At 60.8% G+C, this 17,771-nt stretch carries 23 protein-coding genes; 8 read left to right on the top strand and 15 right to left on the bottom strand.

The genetic code is table 11. The features are described 5' to 3' along the window. Positions 1–215: 215 nt before the first annotated feature. On the bottom strand, positions 216–524 hold the full coding sequence (locus H5P29_RS13725; protein ID WP_154384923.1) for a hypothetical protein: 309 nt from the start codon (positions 522–524) through the stop codon (positions 216–218). A gap of 79 nt (positions 525–603) precedes the next feature. On the opposite strand from H5P29_RS13725, the gene H5P29_RS13720 reads away from it, so the two are divergent. From H5P29_RS13720 to H5P29_RS13700, 5 genes are all read left to right on the top strand, one after another. Next, positions 604–915, top strand: a complete 312-nt coding sequence (locus H5P29_RS13720; RefSeq protein WP_154384922.1) for a hypothetical protein — start codon at positions 604–606, stop codon at positions 913–915. A gap of 35 nt (positions 916–950) precedes the next feature. After that, entirely contained in the window at positions 951–1,715 is a 765-nt protein-coding gene (locus tag H5P29_RS13715) for an SOS response-associated peptidase (RefSeq protein ID WP_154384921.1), read from the top strand. Between the two features lie 11 nt (positions 1,716–1,726). Further along, positions 1,727–1,996, top strand: coding sequence for a hypothetical protein (locus tag H5P29_RS13710; protein WP_154384920.1), 270 nt, complete (start codon positions 1,727–1,729; stop codon positions 1,994–1,996). A 293-nt stretch (positions 1,997–2,289) separates the two neighbouring features. Further along, positions 2,290–3,183 carry a non-homologous end-joining DNA ligase gene (ligD, locus tag H5P29_RS13705; protein ID WP_154384919.1) on the top strand — a complete coding sequence of 298 codons (894 nt, stop codon included), beginning with the start codon at positions 2,290–2,292 and terminating at the stop codon, positions 3,181–3,183. Positions 3,184–3,252: 69 nt separating this feature from the next. Next, positions 3,253–3,555, top strand: a complete 303-nt coding sequence (locus H5P29_RS13700; protein WP_154384918.1) for a hypothetical protein — start codon at positions 3,253–3,255, stop codon at positions 3,553–3,555. A 60-nt stretch (positions 3,556–3,615) separates the two neighbouring features. Here the strand turns inward: H5P29_RS13700 and H5P29_RS13695 are convergent, their stop codons facing one another. Beyond that, positions 3,616–3,996 carry a phospholipid-binding protein gene (locus tag H5P29_RS13695; protein WP_154384917.1) on the bottom strand — a complete coding sequence of 127 codons (381 nt, stop codon included), beginning with the start codon at positions 3,994–3,996 and terminating at the stop codon, positions 3,616–3,618. A gap of 360 nt (positions 3,997–4,356) precedes the next feature. Between H5P29_RS13695 and H5P29_RS13690 the strand changes: the two genes are divergently transcribed. Beyond that, entirely contained in the window at positions 4,357–5,016 is a 660-nt protein-coding gene (locus H5P29_RS13690; RefSeq protein ID WP_154384916.1) for an FkbM family methyltransferase, read from the top strand. A gap of 77 nt (positions 5,017–5,093) precedes the next feature. Next, entirely contained in the window at positions 5,094–5,855 is a 762-nt protein-coding gene (locus H5P29_RS13685; protein ID WP_154384915.1) for a glycosyltransferase family 25 protein, read from the top strand. Here H5P29_RS13685 and H5P29_RS13680 read toward each other — a convergent pair. The 4 genes from H5P29_RS13680 to H5P29_RS13670 are packed head-to-tail and all read right to left on the bottom strand — an operon-like array spanning position 5,833 to position 7,382. Continuing rightward, positions 5,833–6,195, bottom strand: a complete 363-nt coding sequence (locus H5P29_RS13680; protein WP_185910362.1) for a hypothetical protein — start codon at positions 6,193–6,195, stop codon at positions 5,833–5,835. The two genes, H5P29_RS13685 and H5P29_RS13680, sit on opposite strands and share 23 nt — an antisense overlap. Next, a complete protein-coding gene (locus tag H5P29_RS32575; protein ID WP_246670747.1) occupies positions 6,192–6,446 on the bottom strand; it encodes a hypothetical protein in 255 nt (84 codons plus the stop codon). Before H5P29_RS32575 ends, H5P29_RS13680 begins: the two co-directional genes overlap by 4 nt. Further along, entirely contained in the window at positions 6,349–6,582 is a 234-nt protein-coding gene (locus H5P29_RS13675) for a hypothetical protein (RefSeq protein ID WP_154384914.1), read from the bottom strand. The genes H5P29_RS32575 and H5P29_RS13675 overlap by 98 nt, the downstream gene beginning before the upstream one ends. After that, positions 6,579–7,382 (bottom strand): glycoside hydrolase family 108 protein, encoded by an 804-nt coding sequence (locus H5P29_RS13670; RefSeq protein WP_154384913.1) that lies wholly within the window; start codon positions 7,380–7,382, stop codon positions 6,579–6,581. Before H5P29_RS13670 ends, H5P29_RS13675 begins: the two co-directional genes overlap by 4 nt. Before the next feature lie 93 nt (positions 7,383–7,475). On the opposite strand from H5P29_RS13670, the gene H5P29_RS13665 reads away from it, so the two are divergent. Continuing rightward, positions 7,476–8,591 (top strand): acyltransferase, encoded by a 1,116-nt coding sequence (locus tag H5P29_RS13665; protein WP_154384912.1) that lies wholly within the window; start codon positions 7,476–7,478, stop codon positions 8,589–8,591. Here the strand turns inward: H5P29_RS13665 and H5P29_RS13660 are convergent. From H5P29_RS13660 to H5P29_RS13625, 9 genes are all read right to left on the bottom strand, one after another. After that, entirely contained in the window at positions 8,532–10,757 is a 2,226-nt protein-coding gene (locus H5P29_RS13660) for a right-handed parallel beta-helix repeat-containing protein (protein ID WP_154384911.1), read from the bottom strand. The two genes, H5P29_RS13665 and H5P29_RS13660, sit on opposite strands and share 60 nt — an antisense overlap. Beyond that, positions 10,754–10,885: a hypothetical protein gene (locus H5P29_RS32805; protein WP_256438691.1), complete on the bottom strand. Its 132-nt coding sequence runs from the start codon at positions 10,883–10,885 to the stop codon at positions 10,754–10,756. Before H5P29_RS32805 ends, H5P29_RS13660 begins: the two co-directional genes overlap by 4 nt. Before the next feature lie 26 nt (positions 10,886–10,911). Beyond that, the gene (locus tag H5P29_RS13655) at positions 10,912–12,975 is read right to left on the bottom strand and encodes a fibronectin type III domain-containing protein (protein ID WP_154384910.1); all 2,064 of its coding nucleotides are present in this window, start codon (positions 12,973–12,975) and stop codon (positions 10,912–10,914) included. Then, positions 12,976–13,356, bottom strand: coding sequence for a hypothetical protein (locus H5P29_RS13650; protein ID WP_246787042.1), 381 nt, complete (start codon positions 13,354–13,356; stop codon positions 12,976–12,978). 32 nt (positions 13,357–13,388) lie between these two features. After that, positions 13,389–13,982 (bottom strand): hypothetical protein, encoded by a 594-nt coding sequence (locus tag H5P29_RS13645; protein ID WP_154384908.1) that lies wholly within the window; start codon positions 13,980–13,982, stop codon positions 13,389–13,391. Positions 13,983–14,135: 153 nt separating this feature from the next. After that, complete coding sequence (locus H5P29_RS13640; protein WP_246670746.1) at positions 14,136–14,825, bottom strand: hypothetical protein; 690 nt, start codon at positions 14,823–14,825, stop codon at positions 14,136–14,138. Continuing rightward, on the bottom strand, positions 14,825–17,014 hold the full coding sequence (locus H5P29_RS13635) for a phage tail tape-measure protein (protein ID WP_154384907.1): 2,190 nt from the start codon (positions 17,012–17,014) through the stop codon (positions 14,825–14,827). Before H5P29_RS13635 ends, H5P29_RS13640 begins: the two co-directional genes overlap by 1 nt. 3 nt (positions 17,015–17,017) lie before the next feature. Continuing rightward, on the bottom strand, positions 17,018–17,167 hold the full coding sequence (locus H5P29_RS32570) for a hypothetical protein (RefSeq protein ID WP_246670745.1): 150 nt from the start codon (positions 17,165–17,167) through the stop codon (positions 17,018–17,020). A 185-nt stretch (positions 17,168–17,352) separates the two neighbouring features. Then, complete coding sequence (locus H5P29_RS13625; RefSeq protein WP_154384906.1) at positions 17,353–17,751, bottom strand: hypothetical protein; 399 nt, start codon at positions 17,749–17,751, stop codon at positions 17,353–17,355. Positions 17,752–17,771 lie beyond the last annotated feature (20 nt).

Genomic DNA, 17,771 nt, shown 5'->3' with positions numbered 1-17,771 from the left:
ATGGTTAGAGCAAGAACCGCCAAAGCGGCCAGAAACACTGATTTCATATCTCCCCCCTTACTTCGCCGCCCAACAGATCATCTATCACTCAGTCTGTCGATCAGGCTGAATCGAAAATAACACGGATGCCCGTGGAAGTGTCGTTGACCGTACCCACCGCCTCGAATGACGGCCGATATGGGCGCGCTAGGCATTCTCGCGTTTCTTGGCGGCTGTCATTCTTCCCGCCATACCGGAATGCGTTGAACCCTGATGGCAACAAGCCGGCGGATCTTCTTTCCTACCATCTCCCTGGAGCCGGAGAAAACGCGCTCGACCTTGAGGAACCCATGGCCGCCGGGGACGCTCTCGCACTTCATCCGGCCCGAAAGTGAATCGACGTCGACGTCGCCGAACAACTGGATCAGGTCCGTCGGGTAATACACGTGAGCTCGCTTGCAATAGGCGCACCGAACCTCGACCAGATCGCGGGCATCGTTCAGCTTCGACAGTGGAAAGGGCGTGGCTCGGTTCGGCTGCGGCATGAGAACGAAATAGGAACAAACTCCTTGCGGAGTCAATTCACATCACGCTAACCTATGGGCATGTGATGGAGGCCCGGTCATGGGATTGCACCTGAAGATCGAGGGAGTTTCCCCGGAGGACAAACAGCGAGGCATCGCCGCCGCGGAAGCCGTGTTGCATGCCGCCGGCATGACAGCTGATCGCGCCTGCGCGGGGATGTGGGCGCTCGAATGCTGGGATGACGATGGTTTCCAGGGAGAGTTGAGCGACGAGGACTCGAAAGCGGCTCGCGTTTGGCTTGATGCGGAAGCAGCCGCCATAGATGCCTGTTGCGTTGGCTGGCCCGAGGACAAGAAGCCCGGCATGTCGTCGCTTGAGTACTATCGAGACGGCGAGAGCCTGCCTCACTGATTGACGGCACGCACCGCTCAAGGCAGGTTTTGACCATGTGCAACCTCTACAATTTCTCTTCCTCGCAAGATGAACTGCGCGCCCTGACCAAGGTGCTCGACGACATCGCCGGCAACCTTGAGCCGTCGATCGACGTCTATCCAGGCCGCAATGGGCCGGTGGTGCGCAACTTCGAAGGGCGCCGGCAGTTGGCCATGCTCAACTGGGGCATGCCCACAGCTTCGAACGTGCAATTCCAGGCGACCAAGGCCCGCGCGGCAAAGCTCGAGGCGAAGGGTCAGACCGTCGATTTCAAGGCTCTGCTGGAGAAGGAACCCGACAAGGGCGTCACCAACATCCGAAGGACGGACAGCAAGCACTGGGCGCCTTATCTTGGCGTCGAGAACAGGTGCGTGGTGCCTTTCACCAGCTTCGCCGAGCCGAGCCCGACCGAAGGGGACAAAGACCCCCTCACCGGCCGGCATCGCAATTTCTGGTTTGCGCTCAATGAAGTTCGGTCGCTGGCGGTCTTCGCGGGGCTGTGGACGCCATGGCGCGGCGCGCGCACTATTCGTGACGGCGTGCTCGACTGGGAAGTCTATGCCTTCCTGACGACCAGCCCGAACGGTGTCGTTGCCCCGATCCACGAAAAGGCAATGCCCGTCATCCTGACGACGTCAGAAGAGATTGAAACGTGGCTGACCGCGCCCTGGTCAGAGGCGAGCAAGCTGCAGCGTCCGCTGCCTGACGACATGCTGACCGTCGTGGATCTTCCGGAGACGCAGATCGTTTCACCTCAATCCCTGGCGTCGTTGATCTAGGAGATTCCTCGATGTCGAACACCGGTCACATCGTCCCGCAACAGAAAATGCCGAAGCTGATCGTGGTTGCCGCTTTCAATCGCGACGACGAAGGCGACCTGAAACCCGCATTCGATCCTCGTCAGATGCAGAGCGAGGATGCAGCCAAGCGCTTGGCGAAGATGATCGAGAGTGAGCATGCCGGCGTCATTGCCTGGAGCCGCGAAGCGAGCCCAGCCATTGGCGAATATGGCGAGCCCACAATCCTCTATCGGGCCGGCGAAGTGCCCGACATGGAGTAACGGTCGCGCGCGTAACATGGGCGCAAGCGGAACGCTCCGGATCTACAAGGCCGGATCAGGCAACACTCCATGCCCAAAGCAACAAATTGGCTAGGTCACCCTTATCTAATGGGCTATTGCCTGCAACCGTGGCGAGAGCAACACTAAGCTTTGCACGGTGAGGTGCGGCGTCGATGCAGGGCCTAAATCCGAGAGTTGAGTATTGCGTCGGCTGCCATGCCCACACCCACCACGCAATGCAGGCGGCCCGACTTGGCAAAGTCCAGGCGGGCCGCTTTTGCTGCGTCTAACCGATGAAGACCCTGCGTCAGACTGCATTCATCCCGCCCTGTATCCCGACGCTGGTCGACAGTCCGCCAGAAGGCGAACGATGGGCCCACGAAATCAAATACGACGGCTACCGGACGCAAATCCACCTGGCCGGCAGCCAGGCGCGAGGGTTCACCCGCAACGGGCACGATTGGTCCAAGAAATACATCCCAGTACTAGCGGCAGCGCGTGAGCTGATCCACCACGACGCAATTCTCGACGGCGAGATGGTGGTGCAGGACGAAACTGGCCGATCCGACTTCAAGAAGCTTGCGACTGCCATTCGATGGGAGGGCGCCAGTCTGGTCTTCTATGCCTTCGACCTGCTGAGCCTGGACGGCAACGATCTGCGCAAGCAACGTTGCGAGGATCGACGGGAGCGGCTGCACGAGGTCGTGGGCGATCCGCGACCCATCTCTCCGATCCAGTTCAGCCAGTCGTTCGAAGGCTCGGGTGCCGAGTTCTTCGCTGCCGTCGAGAAAATGGACCTCGAGGGTATCGTCTCAAAACGCAAGGCCAGCATCTACCGAAGCGGCGACAGCAAGGACTGGCTGAAGACGAAAGCCTACATCACGGGGGAATTCGTGGTGATCGGCTATGAGCGCAAGCGCGGGGCTGCGCCGTCGCTGCTTCTGGCCGAGGAGACAGATGCTCGGCTGCACTATGTCGGCCGGGCGATCCCCGCGGTACCTGGCGCGCAACGTGACGAACTATGGCAGGCACTGGAGTATCTGCACACAAGCCACTTCGCGACACCCATCGGCGCCGGCAACAAGGCTGCTGTTCCAGTCCAGCCGATCCTCAAGGTCATGGCGAAGCATCTTCGCGGCGAGGAAAAGCTTCGGCACGCAACAGTGGTGGAAATCCTCACCCCATGACACAATGAGGCTTGCGGCTTGATTTCCGATGGCATTCGCTCACACTCCGTCCAAACGCGGGAGGGGGAAATGCGCTTTGTTGCGGCGTTGTTCAAGCTCGTGCTCGTCGGTGCCGGGGTGATACTTGCGCTAGGCTTCGCGATTATCGGAGTGTTTGCCTGGTCGCATAACAACGTGGCTAGGGCGCATGGCAGCTGTGCAATGCGCATCATGGAAAACAAGATCGGCGAGGATCAGTCTAGCGAGTACCGCCGGGCCTGCATGAAGTCGCATGGCTATTTGATGACGGGCGATTGTTTCGTGAGGGGCTTTTCAACTGCCTCCTGCTTTGTTCCCCGATGGGCTGTTTGGATTGAGAAAATCGACTTCTGAAACGCAAAAAGCCCCGCCACCTTTCGGCAGCGGGGCATTGCGTCCTACGGCGCTAGAGATTCATTTCTTTGAGAATGGCTGGGTCGCTGAGCCACTTGCCAGAGCCTTGCCGCTCGCATCAAGCGCCTTCACCGTAATCTTATAGAAATGTGTACCAGAAGGTGGGCAAGGCCCTTTGTACTTGAAGGCGCCGTAGGGCAATTGGCTCTGGCCGCTGAAGGCTACGTTGCCGCCGCCATGATTGTAGCTCGCATTCTGATCAATCATCTTGATCTCGAGCTTCACCGTTCCAGCTGGCACATTCGACAGCACGATCGGTGGGGACTTTGAATCGAAGCACTTCTTGGTTGGGCCCCATTCAAAGGAAACGCCCATGCCGGCAGCAAACGAGCTAGAAGCGACCACCGACAACGCGGCGGCCATGACAAAAAGTCTACGCATTCTCTCTTCCCCCTAGTCGACGCTGAAGGACCTTCCCTCAGGTTGCCCCGACCACAACCATTGATCGGCGATTCCGGGGGATCACGTCACAACAAAAAGCCCTCGCCAGCCGAAGTCAGCGGGGCATATACAAAATGTACATTTTGATCAGGGCAGCTTGAGGCCTCCGCCCATCATGAAGACTACGATCGCCAGGATGATTCCGCCGATGATTAGCGGACGATCCAAGCGAAATTCGAAGACGGTTGAAGTGACCGATCAGCCGGCACCAGATTTAGTCAGGCAGAGTTAGGCGCTCCAATTGCCAATCTACACCGATGCCGATACCAACCTTACGGGCTAATATTGGGGGTTGGCGGGATGTTTAGCGAGAGCTATCCGGAATTCATGGTGCGGTGGCATTTGTATCGGCGTTGGAAGAGACCGCCGAACCCGACGCGCAAGGCGGAATACACCTTCTACAAGCTAATGAAGTCTGCGCCTCGGGGGGGACTGTTCGTTGATCTCGGCGCCAATGTCGGGGATGTGACCAACCGTGCGCTTGCGTACGGGATGCGGGTGATCGCATTCGAACCTGATCCGGTCGCCAGGAAGGTTCTCGTCGAGCGATTTGGACGCAATGACCGGGTCACAATCATCCCGAAGGCGGTCGGCGCTTCGGCGCGTACCGCTGTTTTTTATCAGCGGCCCGATATCGCGAATGTTGGCAAGACACAGTCGTCGTCGCTGCTTGAGACCCACGAACATGCAAGCGGCAGCCAGATCGAGGTGGAGGTTATCGACCTAGTGCAATTCCTACGGGATCTGCGCGAGCCCGTTTCGGTGATCAAGATGGACATCGAAGGTGCTGAGGTCGAATGTTTGGAAGCGCTGTTTGAGTCGGGCATCTATCGCAGCATTGGTGCGATGTTGGTCGAGACCCATGACCGCCTTTTCCCGCAACTGACACCGCGCCTGGATCGAATTCGAAACCGGATCACAGTAGAGCAGCTATCTCACGTCTGTTTGGACTGGGGTTGATGTCGCGCCAGTGGCCGCGCTGTCGTGCCTTCGAAAGGGGGCTAGCAGACGCATACCAGTAGCGATAAGACTGGACCATGCGCCTATTCGTGATCAACCTTGATGCCGCAACCGATAGACTTCAATGGATGTCGGATTCGTTCGCGTCATTGGGGTTAGATTTTGAACGCATTGCAGCCATCGACAAGAACAACTTGCGTGACGAAGACACATCCCATGTCGTTGGAACGGGATGGACGGGCGGGGAAGTCGGGTGCTTCCTAAGTCACATCGAGGCGTGGAAGATAATTGCCAGCGGCACCGATGAATTCGGGTGCATATTTGAGGATGACGTTCATCTCGCCCCTGACGCGACCCGGTATCTGAAGGATTCCAACTGGATCCCTCAAGGACTCGACCTGATCAAGCTCGAAACAACGTTAAACCCGGTACGCACCGGTAGGGATGTGGTCAGGCTGGGAAGCCATAAGCTGGTTTCCCTCAAGAGTTTTCACAACGGCTCGGCTGGATACGTCATATCGAAAAAGCTCGCCGCTAAGCTCGTCTCGTCGGTGAAAATTGACCGCCCCGTCGACAACTTCCTGTTTGACCAAGGTTCCTACTGGCAGATCAGCCCTGCCTTGTGCATTCAGGACATGTTCCTGCCAGGAAGCGCCAAGTTGCTCCCCAGTAGTTTGGAGGGCGGGCGCCAGGCGGTTGCGCCGACGCGCCAACGGTGGAGGCCCCGCGCAACAGTTGAACAGAGAATACGCCGAGAAATAGCGCGTTTTTGGCGAACGACTCGAATGGACCGAGGACGGGTAATCCCCTACGCAGTCACGGCGGCGGGCGCCCCGTAATAGCATACCAGGCTGCCGCAGCGCCGGCCGCAGCCGCGAGGACCTGTTTGCCGACGGCCCACAGCGCTTTACCGAGTGTGCCGGCGAACGCCACGCGATCACGAACCTGGGCATATTCGGTCGTGGTCGGCTTGATGGCGTCGACCGCCTTTTCCAGGCTGTCCAACCGGCGCTTGAGATCATGGACATCGAGACGCGTCGCCTCAGCGGCCTCATAGCCCCGCCTTCGACCTTCGGCCGCCTCGACCCCCTGCTGGGCCAGAACGACCAACGCCTTTTCAACCGCCTTCAACTGCTCTTCCACGCGTACCTGCCGCTCGCCGATCGTTTCGCGTGTCACAGCCGGCTTTCCTTTCCATGCCGAGCGCATTCGCTCCTGGTCCACACGCCAGCGGCGCAAAGGCCTGCGGCCATATCGTCGATGCCTGCCTGGTCTGCCGGCGCCCTGCCCCTCACGCCGACCAGGGACGTGCCAACGACGGCGCGCAGCCCGTCAGTGCTGACAGGCGCCGGTTTCGAAGTCGAACAGCCCGCCAGTGCCAGTGCAGCGGCGAAGCTCAGCGCGCCAGTTCTCAGCAGCGGTGCCCGCATTGTCGTTCTCCTTGGTGATCTCAGCGGCGAACCTCGCCTGTTCGGTCGAACGGCCGTAGCGATAGGCCGCTGTGTGGCTCCAGGTCAGCGCCAAGGCGATCGCCGCCGCGGCACCAGCGAGCAGATAGGCTCTCATCCGCCCAACTCCGCTTTGAGCCCTTTGACGGCCTTGAAAAGGTCCACCCGGCGCTTGATCGCGTATACCGCAAATGCCGCGATGATCAGGACAATCGCGAGTTGAACGCGCCAGTCCTGAAACACCGCCAGCATCGGCACGATCACGCTCGTAATCACCCACTGCCAGACGGTCTTGCTCTTCAGCGGATGCTGCTCGAGCTCGCCAGGATCCGCGACCACGGACTTTTCGATAACGACGGGCTCGGAGGTGACCGGAGGCGCGGTGACCGGAGGCGAAGCGGGTTTCGGTTCGGACATCTTCAGCGCCGCCGCGCGAACCCGGGAGACGCGGGCGGTCCAGCCCTTGCCGAACGTCGGCCAGGTCTTCAAGACACGCAGAAATTTCATGCGCTTGTCGCACAGGTCGTTGATGACCGTGGCGCGCATCATGGCGCTGGTGGCGGCAAGTGTGGCCGGGCCGATCCTGCCGTCCTGGACGACGCCGACGACGCCTTGCAGGTACTTCGCCGCCCTGCCCGTCCCGCTGTTCACAGCAAAGTCGAAGACGGCGTAATCGATCCCATCGGGAAGCTCGGCGCCGTGCACCGCATCCCAGTAGAAGCGCCGGTAAACCGTGGCCAACTGCGCGTCAGTGATCCGGCGCAGGTCGTCCTTGGTTGCGCCCGGTTTCACGTAGCGGCGGAAGTTCGCCAGCGTCACTCCCTTCATGGTAGCGCCGCCCGGATCTGCCGGATGATCCGACCAACCACCTTCATGTTTCAGAACGAGCGAAAGCGCCCGCGCGAAGTTGCGGTCCATGGGAATGTCCTCAGTATGGGGATAGTGGGCAGCGCCGGTTGTGCGCCAAACGCCTAGAATGCTAGACCGTCACCGAAAGTGAGGGGTGACGCCTTGGGGTTCACGAGACTATTTCTCGCGCTAGTCGTGGTGCTTGATCATGCCGCTTACTCGAAATGGCTAGGTGTCGATGGCCACTTCGCAGTGATGTTTTTCTTCATGATCTCGGGCTTCTACATGGCCCTCGTGCTGAATACGAAGTACCCAGAAGGGAGCGCATTCCGCTTCTACATCGCTCGATTTCTCCGACTGTGGCCGACCTATATCGTAGCGTTTGCCGCCGTCCTTTTGTTCGTGCACGAAATGAACAGCATCGCCGACAAGGCGCCGATCACGGATCTCTACGTCAAGTTCGTCGCGGTCGCCTTGGTCGGGTACGACACCCTGACTTGGTTCGCGTTGGACACGGTGTCGGGCACGATCATCGCCACCAACGACATCCGTAGAACCGCGACGGTGCATCCGCTCGATGCGTTGCCGATGATGCGGCAGATGTGGACGCTCGGCATTGAGATCTGGTTTTACGTCGCGGCCCCATTTCTGGCCCGCAGACCGCGCCGTCTCATTCTCGCATTCGCCGGAGCCTACGCCATCCACGTCTGGATCTCGTCGAATGTCGGCCCGCTTCATCCGCTGCGCGGCCGATCGGCATTCAATTTCTTCTACCTGTTCTTCGCAGGCATGATCGCCTACCACGTATACGCGGCGGTGAAGCCGTGGTTTGAAACCATCCCGTCCCGAAACGCAGCCTACGCAGGTGTGATCTGCTTCACCGCAGGGCCGGCATTCATGATCCTGGCCGAATTCGTCGGGGCCTACGCAGGGCATTGGGGCTTGATGCAGGACGTCACCTACCTGCTATTCGCCATGGCGCTTATCCCCATCTTCGGCCTCACTCGCAACTGGCGCAGAGACCGGGCAATCGGAGAACTGAGCTATCCGGTCTACGTGATCCACATGCCGATCGTGACGAACTGGATGATCATCGAGGGCCGCGGCGACCCCATGATGGCCCCCGTATTCCTTGGGATCGCGATAGCGTTGGGCGCCCTCCTCCATTTCGCAGTCGAGCGCCCGGCCGACAAGTTGCGAGCTCGGTTTACCGACCCGTTAGAGCATCGCCCACCAGCGCCAGTTGGGGGATCCGCTGGTGTAGCTCAGGGTTATTGATGCCCCGACCGGAAGGATATGGGTGCCGTTACCGAGATCGTTCGGGGCCGACGCCACATTCGCACCGTTGATCGAGACATTGGCAGTTCCCGCAAGGCCACCGATGTAGATGACGACCGGGAAGGGATACGGATTGTTGACGGATACCCCGGTCGCAGGCAGCGTTGGCTGAGCGTCAAGGCTGTTCGAGGCGGCCGTCAGCACGCCTATGCCTGTCACGCCCTCGAAATTGACCAACTTAGCCGTCTTGTAGCGGTCGGAATTGTCGCCACCCCGGAAGCGCTTGTTGGTGATCGTGCCAAACTTGAAGTTTCGATACTCCTGACCGGACACGCCACTGTCGGACTGATCGACACCATCGGCGTGGTTGTCGATGAAGAACTCATCGAACACGTTGTTGCGAACCAACTGTGAATCCGTCGTGGTCAGCCTGATGCCATCCGAATTCGCCGTTCCGTCGCCGTAAATCTTGAAGCCCCGGAAGATGTTTCGTTCGGTCGGCCCGTCGGTAGTTCCGAGTTCAGGATGATCAGTAGCGCTGTTGAACAGGTAAATGCCGCGTGACGAAGAGCCCCTGATGACGAAATTGACGAACTGATTGTCGTAGGTGTGAGCACCGACATAAAGCTGCGGTGATGCCTTGCCGGCGGCCGAAGGCGTGTCGAGAACGACGTTCGTGAACACATTGTTCCAACAGTCCATGTGGATCCACAGACCGACATTGTCGCAGTTCTTGATCCAGATGTTGGTGAAGACATTGTCATGGCTTCGGTAGCCGACAATTAGCCCTGCACGCTTGCAGTCCTCGGCCGTGTAGTTGTCGACGATGTTCCCATATGAGCCTTCGCTCATGTTGGTGCCACGGTGACCGCAATTTCGAGAATGCGTGTTGATCTGGAAATTGCGGTTGGAAGCGCCACCGTTGTAGGCGAACCCATGGAACCCATGGTTTTCGGAGAGAATGTTTTCCGCCGTGGAATAGCTGCCCTGGAAGAGCACGCCTCCACCACCGGCAACATCATCGACGGTGACACCGTCCAGCGTCACGTCGCTGACTGTGCTTCGGCTGTTCAGGATGACGAGATTGACGCCGGTGCTCTTCGCCCGGATGGTGGTCGAGCCGATCCCGGCGCCCTTGATTGCGCCGTTGTTCGGTACGTTCATTGGTGCATTAGACCCCCAGGTGCCGGCGCCCAACCGAACACAGGTACCAGCGATCAAATTCAGAGCCGATTGGATCATGGGCTGGTTGTCAATCGTTCCACCATCGGCGACAGCTCCAAACCAGGTCCCCCAGACATCTAGGTCCGAGCGCTGTCGCACCCATGCGCCGGCAGACGACGCGACAGCGTCAGCTTTGACGTAAATTCCCTCGTAGACGTCCGCAGAGACCAGCGAGGTGAAGTTGCCGGAGCGCCAGACAAATACCCCTTCGCGGCCGAGTTCCTTCAAAAAGACAGCGGTGTGCGCTGATGTATCCACCGCCTTAAGGGCCGCCCTGTCCGCAACTGCCAGATAATCGATGCTCGCCGCGGCCGCCTCAGCCGCCACCCGCGCCGCATCGGCCGCAGCGACGATCGCCGCGCTTGCAACATCAGACAGCAGACGGAAGCTAGTCCCGTCGTCGATGAAACTGACCATCATGCCGGCGGTCAGGTAGTTGGCGGCCAGGTCGTTGCCCGAGTTCGTCTTCAGCGGCTTGGCTGCCGCGCCATTCGCGGCGATGGTCACCGGGCCGGTGTTGGCCTCAAACACGTTCATCACCAGCAGCGCCGCCGACGACGAGGCCGGCAGGGGGATGCTCGACGTCGCAACGATAGCGTTAGCCGTGCCCGCGCCGGCATCGTTCAGCCGGATGAAGCTGTAGGGCAGATCGGCGACACGGCTCCACGAGCCAGCACCGGAAGCCCCGACCTTGCGGTAGATGCCATTGTAACCCACCGTCGGATCCGTGATGACCCATGCCGAGGTATTGGCGGCGTGCGCAAGGTCGGCGAACAGGTTGGCGCGCGTGTCGTAGATCAGGCCGCCATTGGAGGTAAAGGCAGTGATCGTCGCCTCGTAGCCAGTAAGAAGCTCCCTGATTTCAGCCTTCTTCGGCTGGTGCTTGCCACTGGCCGCAACACCGTCCGTTACGAAGTCGCGATAGACGTCATTGGCCTTCATGGTGCGGTTTCCCCAGTGGTCTCGCCGGCAAATTCGGAGCCGTCGTCGAATGTCGCGTCGTCGTCGAACGGCACTGTTTCAGGCGCGCGCTGTCGGTCGCCGCTCGGGGCGGTGTTGGGATTTTTCATCGATGATTTTCCTTGGGAGAGGCGTCTTAGGTGACGGTCACAGAACCGGTGGCAACGCTGGCGCTTTCGACGCCGGAAGCATTGCGAGCCTTGATCCAGTAATAGTAATTGCCGGCGGCAAGGCCGGTATCCTGCCAGGTGTCGTTGGCCGATGGGCCGCCATACTCGGTGCGAACCAGTGTCGCAGTCCCCTCGGTGTTGACCGTGTTTCGGCGGATGTTCGCCGCCGAGTAGTTGGCGCTGTTCGGGCTCTTCCAACCGAGATCGACAGTGCCAGCACCACCGGACTTGGTGACATTGGTCACGACACCTGGCGCCGTTGTGTCGGCGACCACGGTTACGGTCTGACTCGCCGACCATGCGCCTTGACGGCCGGTAATGGTGATGTGGCGAACCTGCGCTTCATACTGATCACCATCGGAAAGAGCGCCGGTCTGCGCCTCGGTCGCCTTGTCGCCGATCGGGATCACCTGCCATTCGCTGACAGCGGTGCGCTTGTACCGGCCTTCGACAATCAGGGCGTCGGAGGGCGGCGCGTCGAACTGGATCACGCCGACCGGCACCTGCTGCCCGCCGATGGTGATGCGGTTGACGCCGAAGGACAGCCCGGTCGGGACCGGAATGGTTCGGTCGACAACGACATCCTCGCTGATCGGCGCCGTGCCTTCTTCGGTGGCCGCATCCCAGGCATAGGCCGCCGCCGGCATCGAGATCACCTGCAGCGACACACCGGTGAGAATGCCGCCCTCGCCGATGTTGAAGCGGAAGTCCTGCACCTCGAACACCTCGTCGATACCGAACAACGGATAGCGGATGCGCACGAACCTTTTGCCGAAGGCTGCAAGCGCCTTGAGGTTGCACTGGAAGCCGCCAACCCAAGAAGGGTTCGCGCGATAGGCCGCGAGCTTCATCAGCCGGCGCGCCTGGCCGTGGCTGGGCGCCAGCAGGAACTGCTTGTCGGTGGCGATCTCGCCGCGCAGTGCCGCGTCAGCGTCGTCGATCCACTGATCGGCATCGGTCGACTGATAGTCGTGTGTCGGCGACAGATAGGTGGCGCGAATGGTGTTGGCCGTCGTCAGGATATCGCGACCGCGTGCGAGCTCGGAGAACCCGACGATTGCATCCTCGTCGAGGATGACGGTCGGCTCTTCCCATGTGCCGATGTCGAGCGTCACCCCACCATCCGGTGTCGGTACGATCCGCCCGTCGCAGCACTCCTGAAACCGCCCCAGAACATCGGCCGGCCGTTCATCAAAACGATAAGTGCCCCAGAGCCGATATCGCGGCTCAGTGCCGCCGGCCTTGCGCTCGACAGCTTCTGCCGCCCTGTTGTAGGCGGCGAGCCACCCCGCTGCAGCCTGGGGTGTCGAGACCAGAGAGACGGGCAACCGCATGCCATCCGAATGGGTGATGTAGTCGCGAATGATCGCCGCGGCGTTGTCGCTCCAGGCGGTCAGCCCGGTTGACGGATTGAGAACCTTGGAACCCCGCGTCACCACGCGATAGAGCGTGTTCGACAGGTTCGGAAACAGCGAGGAAATCTGATCCTGCGCCACGGCATGCTGAATTGCGTAAATGGACGACACACCGTCGCCTCGATGCGCGGAGGTCCATTCCGGGAAGTTGCCCGTCAGATGCGAATAGTGCGTTTCGGTTGCCAGCCCCAGCCGCGTTTGCAGGCGAAGCCGGTTGTTGTAGGGCGCGGTAGGAACAAGACCTCCTGATCCGCTGTTCACGACCAGGTTGTCGTCGACCCAAAGCTCCTCAATGGCATCCAGTTCGCCCGTGCCAAGCGCCAGAACCTTGTGCAGCCCTCCGTTCTTGCTCTCGGCAAACACCCATGAGCCCGATGTCTTCACCCGGCCATAGTGCCTTTGACGCGGCGCCACTGGGCTTTTCACGGTCACCTGCACGTCCTCAGGCTTCGGCGGTTCGGGCCGGAACAGCGACGAAGCGAGGTAAGACAGGCCGACGCTCAGGCCGATGCCGATTGCGCCGGCAATAAGCGACACGCCGATGGTCAGCGCAGCGCCCGTCACACCCGCCGACGTCAACGCCAGCAGCACGAAGCTTTCGATCAGTCCGGGCATTCAGACGACCTTCCAGGCTTTCCAGACGGAACAGAGCGGCGCGCCGATCAGCCCGTCGGCATCGCGGGAAAACCAAAGCTCGCCGGCATGAATGGCCACGCAGAGCTTTTCGCGGTGAATGATCAAGCCAATGTCACCGATGACCGGCGCGGCCGTCTTGCTCATGCCGGCATTGCGCATCACACGGTTGACCGCGACAGCAATGCCGCCGGGTTGCGACAGCCACTCACGGGCTTCATCCTCGTCATGGTGCACCCTCCCGAAGATGCGCAGTGGCGAAGCGCCGAGCACCCCCGTCACCCAGCGGTCTGCCGTCGAGGCACAGTCGGTCTTGCCCCATTCGAACGGCTTCGCGATCTCGGACGCGATGAACTCGCGCACGGCATCAATGGCTTGCTGCAATGGAGCGGCCCCTAGTAGTCAGGATAAGTGATCGTCTTGGAGATCAGCGAGGCGACGAAGCCGAAGAACTTGTCTCCCGGCGACCTGGCTTGCTGGTCGCGGTCGGTGTTGCGGCCATAGGCAGGGCGAGAGCGGCTGTAGAAGATGTTCTCGGCCGTCAATGAAATCGACTGTGTCGCCCCTTCCGTGCCCTGCATCGCCGACCGAGAAACGCTGGGCGGCTGCATGAAGCCGCGGAAGATCGGGATCGGCGTCCCCGCCGGCTGCCACTCGTCGGTGAACAGCTGCAGGAAGATCGTCAGCATCTGCTGGTCGACCTCGGGTGTGTCGTCGAGCGCAACCGACAAAAGGTCCAGCGCCTGCCCCGGCAAGCCGCTCAGCGACAAGGTCACATTCTCCGACACCGTGCCGCCGCTCATGCCGAGCCCGTCGATCTGGCCGAAACCGAACATCGGCAGATAGGTGTCGCCAGCCACCACCAGCTCGGTGTTGCCGTTCCATGCCCGCATGGTCGACGACGCGAACTCGAACTTCACCAGGAAGTCGCAGCGCACCGTCGAGGCCGACAGCATCGCGATCTGATCAGGCGTGAAGAAGTCAACCATCCAGTTGAAACCCCTAAATGAGATCGATTAGATGCGCGCCGGTCGCACTGAGTGGCGTCATCGGTTGACCCCCAACATTTGCAGTGGCTTGCAAGATAGTCGCCGCATCTCGATGAATGAGGCTTTTGGGCCGAAAACCACTCAGTGCGGCTATCAGAGATCCTCGATGAAGTTCACGCTCGGGAACGACCAGCGGCCGAGCTCGAGCGGCAGGTCCATTTCCTTGTCGCTCGCCAGCCTGACGCGCAGCACCGGCCGATCGAACTCGAGCCGGGCGCCGGAACTCCACGCCTCGCGCAGGGGCGGCCATATCTTGATCGTGGCCGAGGCGGCATCCTGGGCGGTGACGCTGCGGATCTGATAGAGCCGTTCGCCAATAGAGAAGCGATGCCCCGGCTCCAGGTCACCCGACAGCGCTTTCGTCACGTACAGCGTCGTGGCCCGCACGGCCGCATCGGCGGACAGCGACACGTCGATCACCGACGAGACATAGCCGGTGTCGTCGTCGAAGAACGCATTGTCGGAATGCGGCACCTGCCCTTCGAGGTCAGCATCCGACGTTCCGGCCGGATACGGCTTGCGCTCGATGTCGTGCACGCAGATCAGCAACGGATTAAGCCGGCCTTCCGCTTGCACCGAAATCGCCCGCCACAGCTGGACCAGGTTCAGACCTTGGGTGTCTCTTACAGGGATTTCCCCGTAGGTCGCTTTCCAAAGACCGGCATCCGAAGCGACCACCTGAGCAAACCCACTGACCGAAGCCGGCCCCGCCATAGTACGCGAAGCGGGGTCGACCGAGATGTTGCGGGGCACCAGCCGTGAGCATGGCCAGATGATCGCCATTACAGCTGCCTCGATTGTGCGTTGGCTATCTTGCCACCCAGGGTCCGGTTCAATTGCTTGTCGTACTGGCCGATTCCGGCCTGCGTGACCTGGACAGCGACGTCCTTGCTTTCGGCCTGGATCGTGGGGATGAACATGGGACCAGCCTCACCGACCACGCGCACGATGACCTCTCGTGGCGAGCCATTACCGTGCGCCGGAACCTGGATACGAGGCATAGAAGGCTGGACATGGCCACCATTGGCATAGCCTTTGGCAGTGCGATGAAGCTGTTCAAGCGCTCCTACGCCTATTCGATCGGTTGCACGCTTGGAGAAGACGTATTCCCCACCATGGACCACTCCCGCGACCTCGGATGCCCCGCCTCTACCGGTATATCCCCCCCTGGCGAAGCCGAAGATGGAGAAGATGCCCCCGAGCAGACCACCGATGCCGCCGCCACCGCCCCCTATTCCTGACCCGGCTGTGTTGACCTGGAACAGGGCGTCGAGGACGTTGTTCAAAAGCTTGTCTACGATCTTGTCGAGTGCGTTCAGTGCGGCGTTCTTGAAGCTCGCCCAGAACCCCTCGCCCTGCTTAAGGCCACTTCGGAGATCAGAGAGGAACCCACCCGCCAGGTCGCGGGCAAAGCTCATCGCTTCCTTGGTGCGGTCGACTGCATTGCGCAACCCGTTCCAAGGATCTTTCGCGCCCTCGGCGGCATCCTTTGCTGCCCGTCCGGCCTTGCCCGCGGCGCCTTCGACGTTCGTGAAACTGCCGGCGAGTTCCTTCAGCTTCCCTGAGGCGGCCGACGCGCCATTCGAAATGGCAGTGCCGAACTCTCCGAGATAATCTCGGCTCAAGGCGCCCTGTACCGCAGCGTTTCTATCCGCAACCGCACCAGAGAGTGCGTCGGCATAGGGATTGGCGATCTTGCCAATCTCAAACGCACCAATCTTGCCGATGCTGAACCCGCCAGGCAGCATCGAAAGCGCTCCGTTCACCTTGTCGATGAACTGGTCGAGCAGTCCCGCGGCAGCATTGAGCATGCTTTCGATCCCGGAGATTGCCGCATTCGCCGCCCCTACCGCAGCCGCCCCAACGATGTTCGGGAACTGGTTCCAGACAAACTTCAGATCCTCAAAGGCGGCAACGAACGACCCGATGACGTAGTTCGCCCCCGTCTTGGCCGCGCCCACGATGTCGACGCCGAAAATCTGGGTGAGTTCGTCGCGAAAAATGTTCGCAGCAGCGACGGCCGCGGTGACGCCGAGAACGAAAGCCGCGGCCGGGTTGGCTGCCGCCATTGCAGCAGCCGCAATGCCTGCCGAAACTGCAAGGCGCCCCATCAATGCGATGAGCGAGACAACGCCACCGATAATCGCGGGCGCGTAGAGCAGCGCCAGGCCAGCAGCCGCCATTGCGGCATAGGGAGCAACGGGCTCAAGGACGCCCGCTAGGCCCTTGAGAAGCATCGAAGCCACTCCAGCCCAATCGATCATCTGTAGCCCGGAGGCGGCCAGTGCTGTCAGCGCAATCGTCACGAATGTCAGGGGGGAGAAAAGCGACTTGAACGCCTCACCCAGAACCCCGACCGCAGATCCTCCGCCCTGCATCGCGGCCTCCAACTGCCCCGCGATCTGCGTTCCCTGCTGCAGCGCGATGAGCATCGGGTTCATGTCCATCGCAGCAGTCACGCCGATGTCTTGAAACTGTGCAGCAAGGCCGGACATGCCGCCACCCATGCGCCGGAGGTTGTCATTCACCGCCGTCACCCGGACACTCGTCGCGGTGGCAGCCTTCTGCGCCGCCGCCGCTTCCACGTCATAGGCAGCCGCGGCCTTGAGTGCCGCTGCTGCATCACGGGCAGATGCCGTCGCAGCGGCATTTGCGGCAGCAACGCGAGCATGATCCGCCTTGGCTACTTCCAGTGCCTGCTTGGCCTTCCGCTGCGCTGCCATCGCGGCCTGGATGTCGACCTTTGAGGCGTTTTCCGCAGCACGGGCAGCGGCCGTCTTTGCTACCGACTCTTGGTAGGCCGAGCGCGCTGCGGCGACCGCTGCGGCGCTGGCATTCTTTGTGGAGGTGGCAAGACCGTCGTTTGCCGCCTGGGCACGTTTGGCCGCATTCGACAGTTGATCTAGCGAAAGCTTGCCCTTGTCGACCTGACTGGAATCGACAGCCAGGCCCAAAGAGGCGACGTCAGCCATGGGTCACTCCTTGTGCTTGGCTCGTTCGGACGCTTCCGCCTGTTCGTTGGCGGCAGAAGAGAGGTATGCGGCATCCATGGCGCGGAGGATCGCAATCTCCTCACGCCGGATGACCGTGCCAGACAGCGCCGACCAGTTGGCGATCTCGGTCATGGAGAGTGGGTTCGGCCCGCTGAAACCATGCGATCGGCCGGCGCTGATGTCCCAGAACCATTCGAGCAGATACTCGAAGTCGGGGTTGATGGGATCTACGTCAACCGCCGGCAGTCCGAACCGTTCGTTCCGCTGCCGGCGCGTCTCTCCATTCTCGTCTGGGGTGTTGAGCCTAACGTGCTGGGCTATGTGCTCGGCGAGGACCGGGCCGAGCTCGAGAAAAAAGCGGCTTCGTCTCCGAGCGCCTGATCGATCTGTTTGGCGATCCACGCGACGGCAAAGAGCTTGCCGACATTGATCTTCGACAGCGTCGGGTTCTTGAGGTCGCCCAAGGTAAGACCGTCAGCCCATTCCCAGCCGACGACAGCCGCCGACAGAATCTCGACCGTGTTGTCCTCGATCTTCTCGGCGGTGACGGTGTTGCGGCCGCCGCGGAGAGCCCGGTTCTTGATGGAGCGCTCGACCTGCTTGACCCGGTCATCTTCCAGGCTGACGCACTCGACCTTGAGACCGATCGGCGCACCGGTGGCTGGGTGTTTGATGTCGACCGAGATGGTCGACGGCTGAATAGCCAGAATGTCCATGTTTCACCTTGTCGGAAGTC

This window comes from Aminobacter sp. MDW-2, assembly GCF_014250155.1.
Lineage (GTDB): Bacteria > Pseudomonadota > Alphaproteobacteria > Rhizobiales > Rhizobiaceae > Aminobacter > Aminobacter ciceronei.
This window is presented reverse-complemented; position numbering and strand designations above follow the sequence as displayed.